We start from the raw sequence: 14,245 nt of genomic DNA on the forward strand, positions 1-14,245 counted from the left end.
TCCAAACAGTAGGGGCGCAACGGTTGCTGCGCCCCGACGAGATTACTTCATGAACTGCGCCAGGTTGTCTTTATCAACCGGCACGTACGGTACGCGTACCACTTTGTTTTCAATCTTGAAGTTAGTGCCTTCGCCAGCCGGTTTACCCAGCGCCAGGTTTTTCGCCAGATCCAGCGTGGCTTTAGCCTGGTTTTCCGCATCATTCAGCACGGTGCCGGCCAGTGCGCCGGATTTGATCAGCGACAGGGCTTCCGGCAGGGCGTCAACGCCGAATACCGGAATGCTGCTCTTGTTATGGGCTTTCAGCGCTTCTACCGCGCCCATCGCCATGGCGTCATTGTTAGCGATGAGTACTTCAATTTTGTTGGCGTTGGGACCAGACATCCAGGCGTCAACCTTGTCTTTGGCCATCGCGGTATCCCACATTGCGGTATCCATCTGCAACTGCTGGACTTTCAGCCCTTCTTTGGTCAGGGTGTCTACCACATATTTGGTGCGGGCTTCCGCATCCGGGTGGCCCGGTTCGCCTTTCAACAGGGCGTACTGGATAGTGCCGTCTTTGTTTAGATCCCATGACGGGTTGGCTTTCCAGTGTTTGGCGATCAACTGACCCTGAATGATACCGGACTCTTTGGAGTCGGTGCCGACGTAGTAGGCTTTGTCATAGCTGGCCAGTACTTTGGCGTTCGGTTCTTTGTTAAAGAACACTACCGGCACGTCGGCGGCCTTCGCTTTCTGCACCACAATCGCAGCAGCGGCCGGGTCTACCAGGTTGATAGCCAGCGCTTTGACGCCTTTGGCCAGCAGCACGTCCACCTGATCGTTCTGTTTGGACTGGTCGTTCTGCGAGTCGTTCATCAGCAGGTCGACGCCGCCGATGGCTTTGGCTTCTTTTTCAATGTCCTTGCGCACCATCGACATGAAGTTGTCATCGTATTTGTAGATGGTGACGCCGATACGGGTATCCGCGGCGTGGGCGGAGGCTCCGAACATCATGCTGGCAACCAGGGCGGTGAGAGTGAAAACCTTCTTATTCATGATATCTCCGGGTTTATGCAGGGTAGTTCTCAGTCCGGCCGCACGACTCGGGGTAGACGTAGCGCGGCTGTCAGTTAGTAAGCGTCGGCGTAGCATGGTCATGCCGGGCTGACGGTTTTGCGGGCATGGCCCGCTTAAAGCCTGACTTCCCTGTTTTCAGATGGTACCGACTCTGTTGGCTGGCGACCGTCTGGCAATGCGTCCTGAAACCGATGCGTCCTGAAACCGATGTATTCTTAAACAACAGTGTGAACGTTTCCGCCGTTGTGGCGGTTAACGGTTCAACAGACAGGATGGCCGTGTTACAAGGCGCCTGTTCTCCGCAGTACGCCCTCATCATAGAGAGCGTAATGTTAATTAACTGTGAATTTACTCACAGATTGAAAGCGGTTACATGGATGATTTGAATGAATTAGTGACCGTCTCCACATTTTACCGGGGAGCCACCGAATGCCGCCGTACCAGCGTCGGCATGAAACAGTGCCGGGCGGTGGGGTCCAGCAGCCCGGCCGCGCCTTTTAGCGCCAGTTCTGTGGCGATTTTCGCCATAGAAACAATAGGGTAGCGGATGGTCGTCAGGCGCGGGTCGGTATAGCGGGAAATCGGGATATCATCGAAACCGACCACCGAAAACCGCTCCGGCACCGGGATGCCGTTATCTTTCAGCGCCATCAGCGCGCCGGCCGCCATGCCGTCGTTGTAGGCGAACACCGCCGTCAGTTGCTGGTTGCGTCCCAGCAGTTCCACCATGGCCGCTTCGCCGCCCTGCAGGTCCGGCTCGCCGCTGGCGATCCACTCATCGGGCGGCTCGATACCCTGTTCCTGCAACGCCTGTCGCCAGCCGGTAAGGCGTTCCGTCACGTCCTCTATCGGGTGGCTGGAGCGAAGATAACCGATGCGCTGATGCCCCTGCTGCAACAACATGCGGGTCGCCATCATCGCGCCGCTGACGTTGTCGAGACAGACGCAGCGGTGCGGGTAGTCCGGCAGCAGCCGGTTGATCAGCACCATACCGGGCACCTGCTCCATGAATTCCGCCAGTTCCTCGTCGGATAAAGCTTTGGCATGCACGATCAGCGCGTTGCAGCGCTGACGGATTAGCACTTCGATGGCGTGCCGTTCCTTTTCTTCCTGATGATAGGAGTTGTTAATCAGTACATGTTTTTGCAGGCGCTGCGCCACGGTGTCCACCGCCTTGACCATAGCGCCGAAGAACGGGTCCGACACGTCCATCACCACCACGCCGATGGTGTCGCTGACCTGTGAAGCCAACGCCTGCGCATTGGCGTTGGGGCGGTAGCCCAACTGCTCGACCGTCTGCAGGACCAGATCGCGCGTCTGTTGGGTGACCGCGCTGCTGTTATTGAGCACGCGGGAAACGGTGGCGATGGAAACGCCCGCCTGGCGCGCGACATCACGGATGGTAATCATCAATACTCACCACAGAGGAAAAAGTTCATGAGGGCGACCCCGACACTCAAGCTGTCCGGGCATATTCTGTCAGGCGTTATGGAGAGACTGCGTGAGTCAGGTCACAGTGATGAAAGCGGTTACATACAATTCTGTAACCTTTGTGACGAAGGTCATTATCCGGGAGGAAAGACGGCGGCCGGGCGTGGCGACGCTCGCCGGAGAGTATCACTTAGAAAAACGCCCCGGCAAAGCGCCAGGGCGAGTAAGGAAGGCGTCGGCTTACTCGGCGGCGTAACCGCTGGCCGGAATCACGTCGCCGTCCAGCCAGGCCTGATTGTCGCGCAACGCCAGCCGTCCGGCCAGAAACCAGCCCACCACCAACGGGTAGATGCTGTGTTCCTGCGTTTGTACCCGTTCCTGCACGTCCTGCTCGGTATCGCCGGGGAAAACCGGTACTCTGGCCTGCAGGATCACCGGGCCGCCGTCCAGCTCTTCGGTCACGAAATGCACCGAGGTGCCGTGCTCGCCGTCGCCGTTTTCCAGCGCTTTACGATGGGTGTGCAGACCGGGGTATTTCGGCAGCAGCGACGGATGGATATTCAGCATTTTGCCGAGGAAACGCGCCACGAATCCGGCGCTGAGGATACGCATGTATCCGGCCAGCACCACTACGTCCGGCTGATATTTCTCGATTTCGGCTGCCAGCGCGTCATCGAAATCGGCGCGGCTGGCGTAATCGCCCGGCAACAGCGCGTGGGCGGCGATGCCGGCGTCACGCGCTCGTTCCAGGCCGAAAGCCTCTGGATTGTTACTGAATACTGCGGTGATTCGCCCTGTGATGCGGCCGCTCTGACAGGCGTCGATCAACGCCTGCAGATTGCTTCCCTGACCTGAAATCAGGACAACGATGTTTTTCATCACTGAATAACCACTGTTTCTCCGCCATTGGTACGGGTAATCACGCCGATGCTCCAGGCGGTTTCGCCGTTGGCGTTGAGGTGAGCGATGGCCTGCTCCGCCTGATCCGCCGGCAGGGCGATAATCATGCCGACGCCGCAGTTAAAGGTGCGGTACATTTCATGACGGCTGACGTTGCCGCTCTGCTGCAGCCATTCGAATACTGCCGGCCACTGCCAGCTGGATTCGTCGATGGTCGCCTGCATGCCTTCCGGCAGCACGCGCGGAATGTTTTCCCAGAAGCCGCCGCCGGTCAGGTGGGAGATGGCGTGTACGTCTACGTTTTCGATCAACGACAGCACCGATTTGACGTAGATTTTGGTCGGGGCCAGCAGATGGTCGGCCAGCGGTTTGCCGTCCAACTGAACCTGTTCCGGGTTGGCGCCGCTCACTTCGAGGATCTTGCGGATCAGCGAGTAGCCGTTGGAGTGCGGGCCGCTGGACGCCAGTGCGATCAGCGCGTCGCCTTCACGTACTTTGCTGCCGTCGATGATATCGGCTTTTTCCACTACGCCGACGCAGAAGCCGGCCACATCATAGTCGTCGCCGTGGTACATGCCGGGCATTTCGGCGGTTTCACCGCCAACCAGCGCGCAACCAGACTGTTTGCAGCCTTCGGCGATACCGGTGATAACACGGGCCGCGGTGTCCACGTCCAGCTTGCCGGTGGCGTAATAGTCAAGGAAGAACAGCGGCTCGGCGCCCTGTACCACCAGATCGTTGACGCACATCGCCACCAGGTCGATACCAATCGTATCGTGACGCTGCAGGTCCATCGCCAGACGCAGCTTGGTGCCGACACCGTCCGTACCGGAAACCAGCACCGGTTCGCGGTATTTTTGCGGTAAGGCGCACAGGGCACCGAAACCGCCCAATCCACCCATGACTTCCGGGCGACGGGTCTGTTTCACTACACCTTTGATACGGTCTACCAATGCATTGCCAGCATCAATATCCACGCCTGCGTCTTTATAGCTGAGAGAGGTTTTATCGGTCACTGCGGAAGTCCCCACGGAGGTTACGATTGGTTTAAAAAATGGAGCGCGCTAATTCTAACAGCGTAAGCAAACGTTTGCGAGCAGTGTCTTTGCGGCGTGACGGTTTCGGCAGGCCGGTATGAAGACTACCGTCGGCGGGTGTGCGGATCGGCTGGCGGTAATTTCCGTTTCGGCTTGATTTGGATCAGACTTGAATCTATGGCGTACATTCGAAAAAGCGGTATAATCCCGCGATTTTTTTGGCCGTCCACTGCCGATGGGGAGAAAGAGTAATGAAAATCGTCGAGGTGAAACACCCGCTCGTCAAACATAAACTGGGTCTGATGCGCGAGCACGATGTCAGTACCAAGCGTTTCCGTGAACTGGCGTCTGAAGTCGGCAGTTTGCTGACCTACGAAGCCACCGCCGATCTGGCGACGGAAAAGGTGACCATCGAAGGCTGGTGCGGCCCGGTCGAAGTCGACCAAATTAAAGGTAAGAAAATTACCGTAGTGCCCATTCTGCGCGCCGGTCTCGGCATGATGGAAGGGGTGCTGGAAAACGTGCCCAGCGCGCGCATCAGCGTGGTGGGGATGTACCGCGACGAACAGACGCTGGAACCGGTGCCTTATTTTCAGAAACTGGCTTCCAATATCGATGAGCGCATGGCGCTGGTAGTGGACCCGATGCTGGCGACCGGCGGCTCGATGATCGCCACTATCGATCTGCTGAAAAAAGCCGGCTGCCGCAGCATCAAGGTGCTGGTGCTGGTAGCGGCGCCGGAAGGGATCGCCGCGCTGGAGAAAGCGCACCCGGATGTGGAGCTGTACACCGCCTCGATTGACAAGGGCCTCAACGAACACGGCTACATCATGCCGGGCCTGGGCGATGCGGGCGACAAACTGTTTGGTACCAAATGATATTCAGCCGACTGCAGAGTCGGCTTTTTTTTTGCGTACGCTACGGCCCGCTCCTGACGTGACGGGGTGTTCTTGCGCATACCACGGATGGCGACATTTTTTCTGCGCCGGTGTGTGCCGGCGCTGAACTTTCTGCCGGGTCCCCCGGTATTTTTCAGTCTGAGACACAGAGGAAAACAAGATGACTCGTCGCGCCATCGGCGTCAGTGAACGCCCCCCGCTGTTGCAAACCATACCGTTGAGTTTCCAGCATCTGTTCGCCATGTTTGGCGCCACCGTGCTGGTGCCGATTCTGTTCAAGGTCAACCCGGCGACCGTGTTGTTGTTCAACGGCATCGGCACGCTGCTTTATCTGTTTATCTGTAGAGGCAAGATTCCGGCCTATCTCGGTTCCAGCTTTGCCTTTATTTCTCCGGTATTGCTGTTGTTGCCGCTGGGCTATGAAGTGGCGCTGGGCGGCTTTATTCTGTGCGGCGTGCTGTTTTGTCTGGTGGCGTTGCTGGTGAAAAAAGCCGGGACCGGCTGGCTGAATGTGATTTTCCCGCCGGCGGCGATGGGCGCGATTGTTGCGGTGATCGGTCTGGAGCTGGCGGGCGTGGCGGCGAACATGGCTGGGTTGTCGCCGGCCGCCGGCACGGACGTGGACAGTAAAACCGTCACCATTTCGCTGGTGACGCTGGGAGTAACCATACTGGGATCCGTGCTGTTTCGCGGTTTTCTGGCCATCATCCCGATCCTGATCGGCGTATTGGTGGGGTATGCGCTCTCCTTCGTCATGGGGGTGGTGGATCTGACGCCGATCGCCCAGGCTCACTGGTTCGCGCTGCCGACATTCTACACGCCGCGTTTTGAGTGGGTGGCGATGCTGACGGTGCTGCCTGCCGCGCTGGTGGTGATTGCCGAGCACATTGGTCATCTGGTGGTGACCGCCAATATCGTGAAAAAAGATCTGGTGCGCGACCCGGGTCTGCACCGCTCTCTGTTTGCCAACGGCGTGTCCACCATACTGTCCGGTTTCTTTGGCTCCACACCGAATACCACCTATGGCGAGAACATCGGCGTGCTGGCGATCACCAAGGTTTACAGCACCTGGGTCATTGGCGGTGCGGCGGTGCTCGCGATTCTGCTTTCCTGCGTGGGTAAACTGGCCGCCGCGATTCAGGCGGTGCCGGTGCCGGTGATGGGCGGCGTGTCGCTGCTGCTGTACGGCGTTATCGGCGCGTCCGGTATCCGGGTGCTGATCGAATCCAAGGTGGATTACAACAAGGCGCAGAATCTGATTCTGACCTCGGTGATCCTGATCATCGGCGTCAGCGGCGCGAAAATCCATCTGGGCGCCGTAGAGCTGAAAGGCATGGCGCTGGCAACCGTGGTGGGCGTGTTCCTGAGCCTGTTGTTTCGCGTCATCAGCGTGTTCCGTAAGGAAGAAGAGGTGATTGACGAGACGGACGACAAGGCTTCCGCACAGTAATCTCGTGGCCCGCCGGTGCGCTGGCGGGCTATGCGGCGAAGCGGCCGGTTGACGGTTCAATCGCAAAAGGTTTCTATGCTAAACTTGACCCGTTTTCCTGCCTGTTTGGTTTGAGGTGCTTCTGAACACTCCGGCACAGTTATCATTGCCACTCTATTTACCCGATGACGAAACTTTTGCCAGTTTCTATCCGGGAGAAAACACGTCTCTGCTGGCCGCTATCCACACGACGCTGGATCAGGAACATGGCAGCTATATCTATTTCTGGTCGCGCGAAGGCGGCGGGCGTAGCCACCTGTTGCATGCCGCCTGCGCGGAGTTATCCCGTCTCGGTCGTGCGGTCGGCTATGTGCCGCTGGATAAACGCGCCTATTTTGTTCCGGACGTGCTGGAAGGAATGGAGCAACTGGCGCTGGTCTGCATCGACAATATCGAGTCGATTGCCGGCGACGAGGCGTGGGAAATGGCGATGTTCAATCTGTATAACCGCATTCAGGAAGGCGGGCGCACCCGGCTGTTGATTACCGGCGATCGTCCGCCGCGCCAGATCAATCTGCAACTGGCGGATCTGGCGTCCCGTCTCGACTGGGGGCAGATCTACCGCTTGCAGCCGCTGTCGGATGAAGAGAAGGGCGAGGCGCTGCAGTTGCGCGCCCGGCTGCGCGGTTTTGAACTGCCGGAAGACGTCAGCCGTTTTCTGCTTAAACGACTGGATCGGGAGATGCGCACGCTGTTCATGACGCTGGATCAGCTGGATCATGCTTCCATTACCGCCCAGCGTAAGCTGACGATTCCTTTCGTCAAAGAGATTCTCGGACTGTGACGCTTTCCGTCACAGAATATCCAGCACCTGCTCCGGCGGTCGGCCGAGCTTAGCCTTGCCGTTGGCGACCACGATTGGACGTTCAATCAGTTTGGGGTGGTCCGCCAGCGCCTGAATCAGTTGCGCTTCCGTCAGGCTGTCGTCGGCCAGATTTAACTCACGGTACAGATCTTCTTTACGGCGCATCAGTGCGCGTGCGCTGGCGAATCCCAGTTGTTTGAGCAGCTTACCGAGTGCGGCGGCATCCGGCGGCGTGTCCAGATACAGCACCACTTCCGGTTCGATGCCTTGTTGCTGCAGCAACGCCAGGGTTTCGCGGCTCTTGGAGCAGCGGGGATTATGATAAATGGTCACCGGTTTAGTCATTCAACTCACCTTTTTCAGGATTTCTCATAAGGGCGGAAACGTTGCTGCAACGCCCGCAGTTGATCGATGCGGGCGTCGTAACGCGCCTGATCCATGCTGCCGAGTTTGCTTTGTGAGCTGGCGTTGCTTAACAGGCGGATAGCCTGATCCAGCTTGCCGTTTAGCGACAGACTCTCCGCCCGGGACGCCAGTTCTTCGCTGCGCATGTTTTGCGCGGCGGAAGCCTGCGCCAGTAAGTCCCAGCCGTTCGGATCGTCCGGGTGGGCGTATGTGTATTTGCGCAGAATGCGGATGGCGTCGGCAGATTTGCGGCTTTCCACCATCGCGTTGGCCAGGTTGAGCTGCAGCACCGGGTTGTCTTGCGCGTCCGGCACTTTCTGCAGGCGGGCGACCGCCTGATCGGCACGCTGTTGGCCGATATCAATATCGGTCATCAGATCAAGAAACCAGGGGTTTGACGGCGACTTGTCCAGCAGCGGTTGCAGCGTGGCGCGCGCGTCATCGTATTTCTTGGCCTGATAGGCGCGGATCGCGCGGCCATATTGGGCGGCCTGTTGCTCGCGCGCGTTGCCTTTGGCCCAGTTGTCCAGCAACGCGGCGCCATACGGGTTGTCCTGCGAGCCGTACATGCCCAGCACGCGAGCCTTGGCGAACAGAAAATCCTGCGAGGAATGCACCGGGATTGATTTCATCTGGTTGGCGCGGTTACGGGCGTCCGACAGCCGGCTTTCCGGCAGCGGGTGCGTCAGCAGCATTTCCGGCGGCTTGGTGGCGTAGCGGGAGCTCTCCGCCAGCCGTTGCAGGAAATTGGGCATCGCCTGCGGGTCGAATCCGGCGCGTTGCAGCACCTGAATCCCGATGCGGTCCGCTTCCTGTTCGTTGGACTGGGTAAAGCTGATGACGCTTTGCTGCGCGCCGGCCAGCGTGCCGCTCAGCGCGGCGAATCCGGCCTGCGGATTCGCCATCGCCAGCAACAGCGAGCCGAAAGCGCCGGCCCAGGCCAGCGGCGCGTTGGCTTTCTGGGCTTCCATAGCGCGCGCCAGATGGCGCTGGGTCACGTGGGAGATTTCGTGCGCCAGCACCGAGGCCAACTCGCTTTCATTCTCTACGTAGCGGAACAGCCCGGAGTGCAGCACCACATTGCCGCCAAAAAAGGCAAAGGCGTTGATTTCGTCGTTATTGACCAAAAAGAAATGGAACGGAGTACGCACGGAATCGGCCGACTTGACCAGTCGCCCGCCCAGTTGGTTGATGTACTGCAGCAGCAGTGGGTCGTTAATCAGCGGCGCGCCGGCACGCAACTGGCGCAGATAGAAATCCCCCATCACCAGTTCCTGATTGATGCTGAGCGTTCCGCCGGCGGTGGTGCCGATATCCGGCAGATTTTCCTGTGTGCCGGCCGGGAAACCCTGCGGGCTTGCGCTCAGCAACACACCTGCCAGCATGGCGATGACCGTCTGTTTGAGCCGATAGGACATAACGGATACAACCTTCTGAACAGCCTGAAAGAATTGCCATCATCTTAGCCAGCGGCGGCACACAATGAAACACGGGTGGGGGAAAAAGACGACGTAAAAAACGGAAAATGCGGCGCGAAAACCAGTTTGCCGGCGCATCAGACGCTGCGCCGGCAATAATCGGGAAGGAAAGGACTCAGGCGCCTTTCAGGTAATTCAGCACGATGTCGTGGTGGTTACTGGTTTTGAAATCATCGAACACTTTTTCGATGTTGCCTTCGGCGTTGATCAGGAAACTGACCCGGTGAATACCGTCGTAGGTTTTCCCCATGAAGGTTTTTTCACCCCAGACGCCGAACTGTGCCGCCACCTGGTGATCCTCATCGGCCAGCAGGGTAAAATTCAGCAGCTCTTTTTCAGTAAAGCGGGACAATTTTTCCGGTTTATCGGTGCTGATGCCAAGAACCTCAACGCCGAGCGTTTTCAGTTCGTCCATGTTATCGCGAAGCCCACAGGCTTGCACGGTGCAACCTGGTGTCATGGCCTTGGGATAGAAATACACCAACACCCGCTGTCCCTGGAAGTCGGCCAAATTAACTTGTTCGCCATCCTGGTCGGGCAAGCTAAATTTCGGTGCGATATCACCGGCTTTCAGTGTGGTCATCACTACTCTCCATCTTTCTCTTCGTGCTGTGGATAGTTCACAACGCTAATACTGCCTTGCGCGTGCAGTTCTGTACATAGCTGATGAAAGGCCGGCTCAATAATTGAACCTGCCTGCATGGCCGGGCTGTGCGCCGTAATCTGGATGTACAGTTGCGGCGGCGTATCGCCGTCGGCGGGGCGGGTTTTGGACACCAGCTCGGCAATGTTCATTTGATGGGAATCGAACAGATCGGTAAAGCGTTCAATGATGTGTGGTGAGTCAGCGACATCCACCTTGACCCACACGGTGGCCGGCATCGGCGGGCGGGACTGCGATTCGGTGCGTTTCATCACGATCAGCAAATCCAGCTCGGCGCCCTTGAGCGGCAGGGTGGATTCGATAAGCGTAATCGCGTTCCAACTGCCGGACAGCAGCATGATAAAGGTGAACTCCGTGCCCAGCATCGCAAGTCGGCTATCTTCGATGTTGCAGCCACAACTGCTGACGTGGCGGGTAATCGTATTGACGATACCGGGACGGTCGGTCCCCAACGCGGTAATGACCAGATAGTGTTCTTGTGGGCGCGGCAAAATAGTGCTTCCTGTACAAAATGTTGGGAGTAACATGGTAAACATAAAAAAAACCACCTGCCAAGCGCTGACAACCGCGGTTGCAAGCTTGCTTTTGCATAGAAGTCAAAAGTACCATGAAGCACTTGTTTGTGGAGGGGATGGCCAATGTTTACGGGTAGTATTGTTGCTCTGGTTACGCCGATGGACGACAAAGGTGCCGTTGATCGTGCAAGCCTGAAAAAACTGATTGATTATCATGTCGCTAGCGGAACTTCCGCGATTGTGTCGGTGGGAACCACCGGCGAGTCCGCCACCTTGAGTCACGATGAGCATGGCGACGTGGTGATGCTGACGCTGGAACTGAGCGATGGCCGTATCCCGGTTATTGCCGGCACCGGCGCCAATTCGACCGCTGAGGCGATTTCCCTCACCCAGCGTTTCAACGACACGGGCGTGGCCGGGTGCCTGACCGTGACGCCGTATTACAACAAGCCGACTCAGAACGGCTTGTTCCTGCACTTTAAGGCGATTGCCGAGCACACCGACCTGCCGCAGATCCTCTACAACGTGCCGTCCCGTACCGGTTGTGACATGTTGCCGGAAACCGTCGCCCGTCTGTCGGAAGTCAAAAATATTGTCGCGATCAAGGAAGCGACCGGGAACTTAAGCCGGGTCAGTCAGATCCAAGAGCTGGTTCATGAAGATTTCATTCTGCTGAGCGGCGATGACGCCAGCTCGCTGGACTTCATGCAACTGGGTGGCGACGGTGTGATTTCCGTGACAGCCAACATCGCAGCCCGCGAAATGGCGGCGTTGTGCGAGCTGGCGGCGCAAGGGAATTTCGTTGAAGCCCGCCGTCTGAATCAGCGTCTGATGCCGCTGCATCAGAAACTGTTTGTTGAACCCAATCCGATTCCGGTGAAATGGGCCTGTAAGGCATTGGGATTGATGGCGACCGACACGCTTCGTCTGCCGATGACGCCGCTGACCGATGCCGGTCGCGACGTGATGGAGCAGGCCATGAAGCAGGCGGGTCTGCTGTAACCGTTAGGGAGATTTGATGAGTTCTTCATTGCAAAAGTCGATGGTGGCAAAAGTTGTCGGTGTTTCGCTGATCATGTTGCTGGCCGCCTGTACCAGCGATCAACGCTACAAGCGTCAGGTCAACGGCGATGAATCCTATCTGAAAACCCCCGAGCACCGGGCGCTGAATGTGCCGTCCGGTCTGATTCTGCCGGTGCAGAATGGGGATTACGAGGTTCCTCCGGTCAACCAGAATGGGCTGGTAGGCAAGGCGCTGGATATTCGTCCGCCGATGCAGCCATTGGCTTTGTTGAATGGTTCCCGCGGTCAGGTTTCCGGCAATAGCGCCACGTTATTGCTGGAAAACAATGCGCGCAACAGCAGCCTGTGGACGGTGCTGACGCAGGTTCTCCAGTCAAAAGGCTATACGATCGCCAGCCGTCAGGACGCCAGCCGGACGCTGACGACCGATTGGGTCAACTGGAAGCGTGAAGACGAGGATGTAGCGCATCAGGCGCGTTATCAGATAAGCCTGCAGACGCAGGGGTATCAGCTGGCGCTGACCGTGAAACTGCTGGATCTGCAGCAGAATACCAGCCCGGTGACGGATCGCAGCGAAATTCAGCGTTATACCGCGCTGATGCTCAATACGCTGTCCGACGAACTGGACAAACGTCTGAACGATAACGACAGCGCGCAGGCCAGTCGTAACAGCCAGCAGTTGAATGTCCAGAGCGGCGCCGATGATTCCGGCCTGCCGTTGCTGGTGGTGCGCGGTTCCTACAATCAGGTATGGGACCGTCTGCCGAAGGCGCTGGAGAAGGTCGGTATGACCGTCAACGATCGCAGCCGTCCGCAAGGTTCGGTGTCTGTCAGCTATAAGGCGCCGGGCAGCGGCACCTGGAATGAACTGGGCGCGCACGACCCGGAATTGCCGAACGGAGATTACAAACTGCAGGTCGGCGATTTGGGTAACCGCAGCACGCTGCAATTCATCGATTCGAAAGGGCATACGCTAAGCCAGTCGCAAAATGATGCGCTGGTCGCCGTGTTCCAGGCCGCGTTCAGCAAGTCGTAAAACGCAATAACGTATAAGGGTCGGGTTCTCCGGCCCTTCTTCATTTGTCATCAACGTGATGGATTTATCAACACGTTCAATTAACGGGCCCGGTGCGGGTGGCCCTTACTTGTGTGGAGTAATGAAAGATGCAAAAGCTAGCTGAGTTGTATCGCGGAAAAGCGAAAACGGTCTACACCACGGAAGATCCGGATCTGCTGGTGCTGGAGTTCCGCAATGATACGTCAGCAGGGGATGGCGCTCGCATTGAGCAGTTTGATCGTAAAGGGATGGTGAACAACAAGTTCAACCACTTCATCATGACCAAGCTGGAAGAGGCCGGGATCCCGACCCAGATGGTGAGCCTGCTGTCTGACACCGAAGTACTGGTGAAGAAGCTGGAGATGGTGCCGGTCGAGTGCGTGGTGCGTAACCGTGCGGCAGGTTCGCTGGTGAAACGTCTGGGCATCACGGAAGGTGAAATCCTCAATCCGCCGTTGTTCGATTTATTCCTGAAAAACGACGCCATGCACGACCCGATGGTGAATGAGTCCTACTGCAAGACCTTCGGCTGGGTAAGCGAAGAGAATCTGGCGCGGATGAAAGAACTCAGCTACAAAGCCAACGAGGTACTGAGCAAGATGTTTGGCGACGCTGGTCTGATTCTGGTGGACTTCAAGCTGGAGTTCGGTCTGTTCAAGGGCGAAGTGGTGCTGGGTGATGAGTTCTCGCCGGATGGCAGCCGTCTGTGGGACAAAGAAACCCTGAACAAGATGGATAAAGACCGTTTTCGTCAGAGCCTGGGCGGCCTGATTGAAGCCTACGAGGAAGTCGCACACCGTCTGGGCGTTAAATTAGACTAACAGCGCAATCGTTTACGTTCTGGCAGGCGGCCTTCGTTTCCGGCTGCCAGAACGAGTCTGTCGTCTGATGATGGCAGACTATACATTTCCCCCGAATCCGCCGCCGGTTTATCCCTGGCAGCGTTGCAGTCGCTATGCTGTCCCTGTCCAATGAGTGTTATTATCTCCCGCCTACGCATTGACTGATTCCGGCAAGGATGTTTCATGGCCTTTTTTGACCCGACTCTGCTTATTTTACTGGCGCTGGCCGCTCTCGGCATTATCAGCCAGAACATGACCGTTACGCTGGCTATTCTGTTTTTGGTGGTGGTGCGTATTACGCCGCTGAATCACTATTTTCCGTGGGTGGAAAAATATGGTCTGTCGTTTGGGGTGCTGGTGCTGACCATCGGGGTGATGGCGCCGATTGCCAGCGGCAAGATTTCTGCTGGCGATGTGTTCTACTCTTTTTTGCACTGGAAATCGCTGCTGGCCGTGGCGATCGGCGTAGCCGTATCCTGGCTGGGCGGGCGCGGGGTGACGCTGATGAGCAATCAGCCGTCGGTGGTGGCCGGCCTGCTGGTCGGTACCGTGATGGGCGTGGCGTTGTTCCGCGGCGTGCCGGTGGGGCCGCTGATTGCGGCAGGGTTGCTGTCGTTGCTGATCGGCAAAGGCTAAGTTTT

The 14,245-nt window shown here is 57.6% G+C and carries 15 protein-coding genes; 7 read left to right on the top strand and 8 right to left on the bottom strand.

Translation table 11 applies throughout. The annotated features are described in order from the left end of the window. Positions 1-42: 42 nt before the first annotated feature. The 4 genes from mglB to purM all read right to left on the bottom strand — a co-directional run bounded on the left by mglB (position 43) and on the right by purM (position 4,406). On the bottom strand, positions 43-1,038 hold the full coding sequence (mglB, locus tag DXXMK7_RS05720) for a galactose/glucose ABC transporter substrate-binding protein MglB (RefSeq protein WP_038918244.1): 996 nt from the start codon (positions 1,036-1,038) through the stop codon (positions 43-45). A 432-nt stretch (positions 1,039-1,470) separates the two neighbouring features. Then, positions 1,471-2,469, bottom strand: a complete 999-nt coding sequence (galS, locus tag DXXMK7_RS05725; protein ID WP_038661043.1) for an HTH-type transcriptional regulator GalS — start codon at positions 2,467-2,469, stop codon at positions 1,471-1,473. A gap of 261 nt (positions 2,470-2,730) precedes the next feature. Further along, a complete protein-coding gene (gene purN / locus DXXMK7_RS05730; protein WP_038918246.1) occupies positions 2,731-3,369 on the bottom strand; it encodes a phosphoribosylglycinamide formyltransferase in 639 nt (212 codons plus the stop codon). Beyond that, on the bottom strand, positions 3,369-4,406 hold the full coding sequence (gene purM, locus DXXMK7_RS05735; protein ID WP_038918247.1) for a phosphoribosylformylglycinamidine cyclo-ligase: 1,038 nt from the start codon (positions 4,404-4,406) through the stop codon (positions 3,369-3,371). The genes purN and purM overlap by 1 nt, the downstream gene beginning before the upstream one ends. A 272-nt stretch (positions 4,407-4,678) precedes the next feature. On the opposite strand from purM, the gene upp reads away from it, so the two are divergent. The 3 genes from upp to hda all read left to right on the top strand — a co-directional run bounded on the left by upp (position 4,679) and on the right by hda (position 7,599). Beyond that, positions 4,679-5,305 carry a uracil phosphoribosyltransferase gene (upp, locus tag DXXMK7_RS05740; protein ID WP_013316936.1) on the top strand — a complete coding sequence of 209 codons (627 nt, stop codon included), beginning with the start codon at positions 4,679-4,681 and terminating at the stop codon, positions 5,303-5,305. Between the two features lie 181 nt (positions 5,306-5,486). After that, positions 5,487-6,776 (top strand): uracil permease, encoded by a 1,290-nt coding sequence (uraA, locus tag DXXMK7_RS05745; RefSeq protein WP_038918248.1) that lies wholly within the window; start codon positions 5,487-5,489, stop codon positions 6,774-6,776. Between the two features lie 115 nt (positions 6,777-6,891). Further along, on the top strand, positions 6,892-7,599 hold the full coding sequence (gene hda / locus DXXMK7_RS05750) for a DnaA inactivator Hda (protein WP_038918249.1): 708 nt from the start codon (positions 6,892-6,894) through the stop codon (positions 7,597-7,599). Positions 7,600-7,608: 9 nt separating this feature from the next. On the opposite strand, the gene arsC is transcribed toward hda, so the two are convergent. From arsC to DXXMK7_RS05770, 4 genes are all read right to left on the bottom strand, one after another. Next, complete coding sequence (gene arsC, locus DXXMK7_RS05755) at positions 7,609-7,965, bottom strand: arsenate reductase (glutaredoxin) (RefSeq protein ID WP_038918250.1); 357 nt, start codon at positions 7,963-7,965, stop codon at positions 7,609-7,611. 14 nt (positions 7,966-7,979) lie between these two features. Then, positions 7,980-9,443: a M48 family metallopeptidase gene (locus DXXMK7_RS05760; RefSeq protein ID WP_038918251.1), complete on the bottom strand. Its 1,464-nt coding sequence runs from the start codon at positions 9,441-9,443 to the stop codon at positions 7,980-7,982. A 175-nt stretch (positions 9,444-9,618) separates the two neighbouring features. Beyond that, positions 9,619-10,086 carry a thioredoxin-dependent thiol peroxidase gene (bcp, locus tag DXXMK7_RS05765; protein WP_038918253.1) on the bottom strand — a complete coding sequence of 156 codons (468 nt, stop codon included), beginning with the start codon at positions 10,084-10,086 and terminating at the stop codon, positions 9,619-9,621. 2 nt (positions 10,087-10,088) lie between these two features. Further along, entirely contained in the window at positions 10,089-10,658 is a 570-nt protein-coding gene (locus DXXMK7_RS05770) for a glycine cleavage system transcriptional repressor (protein WP_038918254.1), read from the bottom strand. Positions 10,659-10,805: 147 nt separating this feature from the next. Between DXXMK7_RS05770 and dapA the strand changes: the two genes are divergently transcribed. From dapA to DXXMK7_RS05790, 4 genes are all read left to right on the top strand, one after another. After that, a complete protein-coding gene (gene dapA / locus DXXMK7_RS05775) occupies positions 10,806-11,684 on the top strand; it encodes a 4-hydroxy-tetrahydrodipicolinate synthase (RefSeq protein WP_038661016.1) in 879 nt (292 codons plus the stop codon). Between the two features lie 16 nt (positions 11,685-11,700). Continuing rightward, the gene (gene bamC, locus DXXMK7_RS05780) at positions 11,701-12,741 is read left to right on the top strand and encodes an outer membrane protein assembly factor BamC (protein ID WP_038918256.1); all 1,041 of its coding nucleotides are present in this window, start codon (positions 11,701-11,703) and stop codon (positions 12,739-12,741) included. 128 nt (positions 12,742-12,869) lie between these two features. Continuing rightward, positions 12,870-13,583: a phosphoribosylaminoimidazolesuccinocarboxamide synthase gene (gene purC / locus DXXMK7_RS05785; protein ID WP_038918257.1), complete on the top strand. Its 714-nt coding sequence runs from the start codon at positions 12,870-12,872 to the stop codon at positions 13,581-13,583. Positions 13,584-13,787: 204 nt separating this feature from the next. Then, a complete protein-coding gene (locus DXXMK7_RS05790) occupies positions 13,788-14,240 on the top strand; it encodes a DUF441 domain-containing protein (protein WP_038918258.1) in 453 nt (150 codons plus the stop codon). Positions 14,241-14,245 lie beyond the last annotated feature (5 nt).

Origin of the sequence: Dickeya sp. MK7 (assembly GCF_000406305.1) — a bacterium.
Taxonomy (GTDB): Bacteria; Pseudomonadota; Gammaproteobacteria; order Enterobacterales; family Enterobacteriaceae; genus Dickeya; species Dickeya fangzhongdai.

What these genes read in the sequence shown, in the direction of transcription:
- arsC (WP_038918250.1), bottom strand. Translation starts at nt 7,965, where the DNA reads ATGACTAAACCGGTGACCATTTATCATAATCCCCGCTGCTCCAAGAGC.
- uraA (WP_038918248.1), top strand. Translation starts at nt 5,487, where the DNA reads ATGACTCGTCGCGCCATCGGCGTCAGTGAACGCCCCCCGCTGTTGCAA.
- dapA (WP_038661016.1), top strand. Translation starts at nt 10,806, where the DNA reads ATGTTTACGGGTAGTATTGTTGCTCTGGTTACGCCGATGGACGACAAA.
- purC (WP_038918257.1), top strand. Translation starts at nt 12,870, where the DNA reads ATGCAAAAGCTAGCTGAGTTGTATCGCGGAAAAGCGAAAACGGTCTAC.
- bcp (WP_038918253.1), bottom strand. Translation starts at nt 10,086, where the DNA reads ATGACCACACTGAAAGCCGGTGATATCGCACCGAAATTTAGCTTGCCC.
- mglB (WP_038918244.1), bottom strand. Translation starts at nt 1,038, where the DNA reads ATGAATAAGAAGGTTTTCACTCTCACCGCCCTGGTTGCCAGCATGATG.
- DXXMK7_RS05790 (WP_038918258.1), top strand. Translation starts at nt 13,788, where the DNA reads ATGGCCTTTTTTGACCCGACTCTGCTTATTTTACTGGCGCTGGCCGCT.
- galS (WP_038661043.1), bottom strand. Translation starts at nt 2,469, where the DNA reads ATGATTACCATCCGTGATGTCGCGCGCCAGGCGGGCGTTTCCATCGCC.
- purN (WP_038918246.1), bottom strand. Translation starts at nt 3,369, where the DNA reads ATGAAAAACATCGTTGTCCTGATTTCAGGTCAGGGAAGCAATCTGCAG.
- bamC (WP_038918256.1), top strand. Translation starts at nt 11,701, where the DNA reads ATGAGTTCTTCATTGCAAAAGTCGATGGTGGCAAAAGTTGTCGGTGTT.
- DXXMK7_RS05760 (WP_038918251.1), bottom strand. Translation starts at nt 9,443, where the DNA reads ATGTCCTATCGGCTCAAACAGACGGTCATCGCCATGCTGGCAGGTGTG.
- upp (WP_013316936.1), top strand. Translation starts at nt 4,679, where the DNA reads ATGAAAATCGTCGAGGTGAAACACCCGCTCGTCAAACATAAACTGGGT.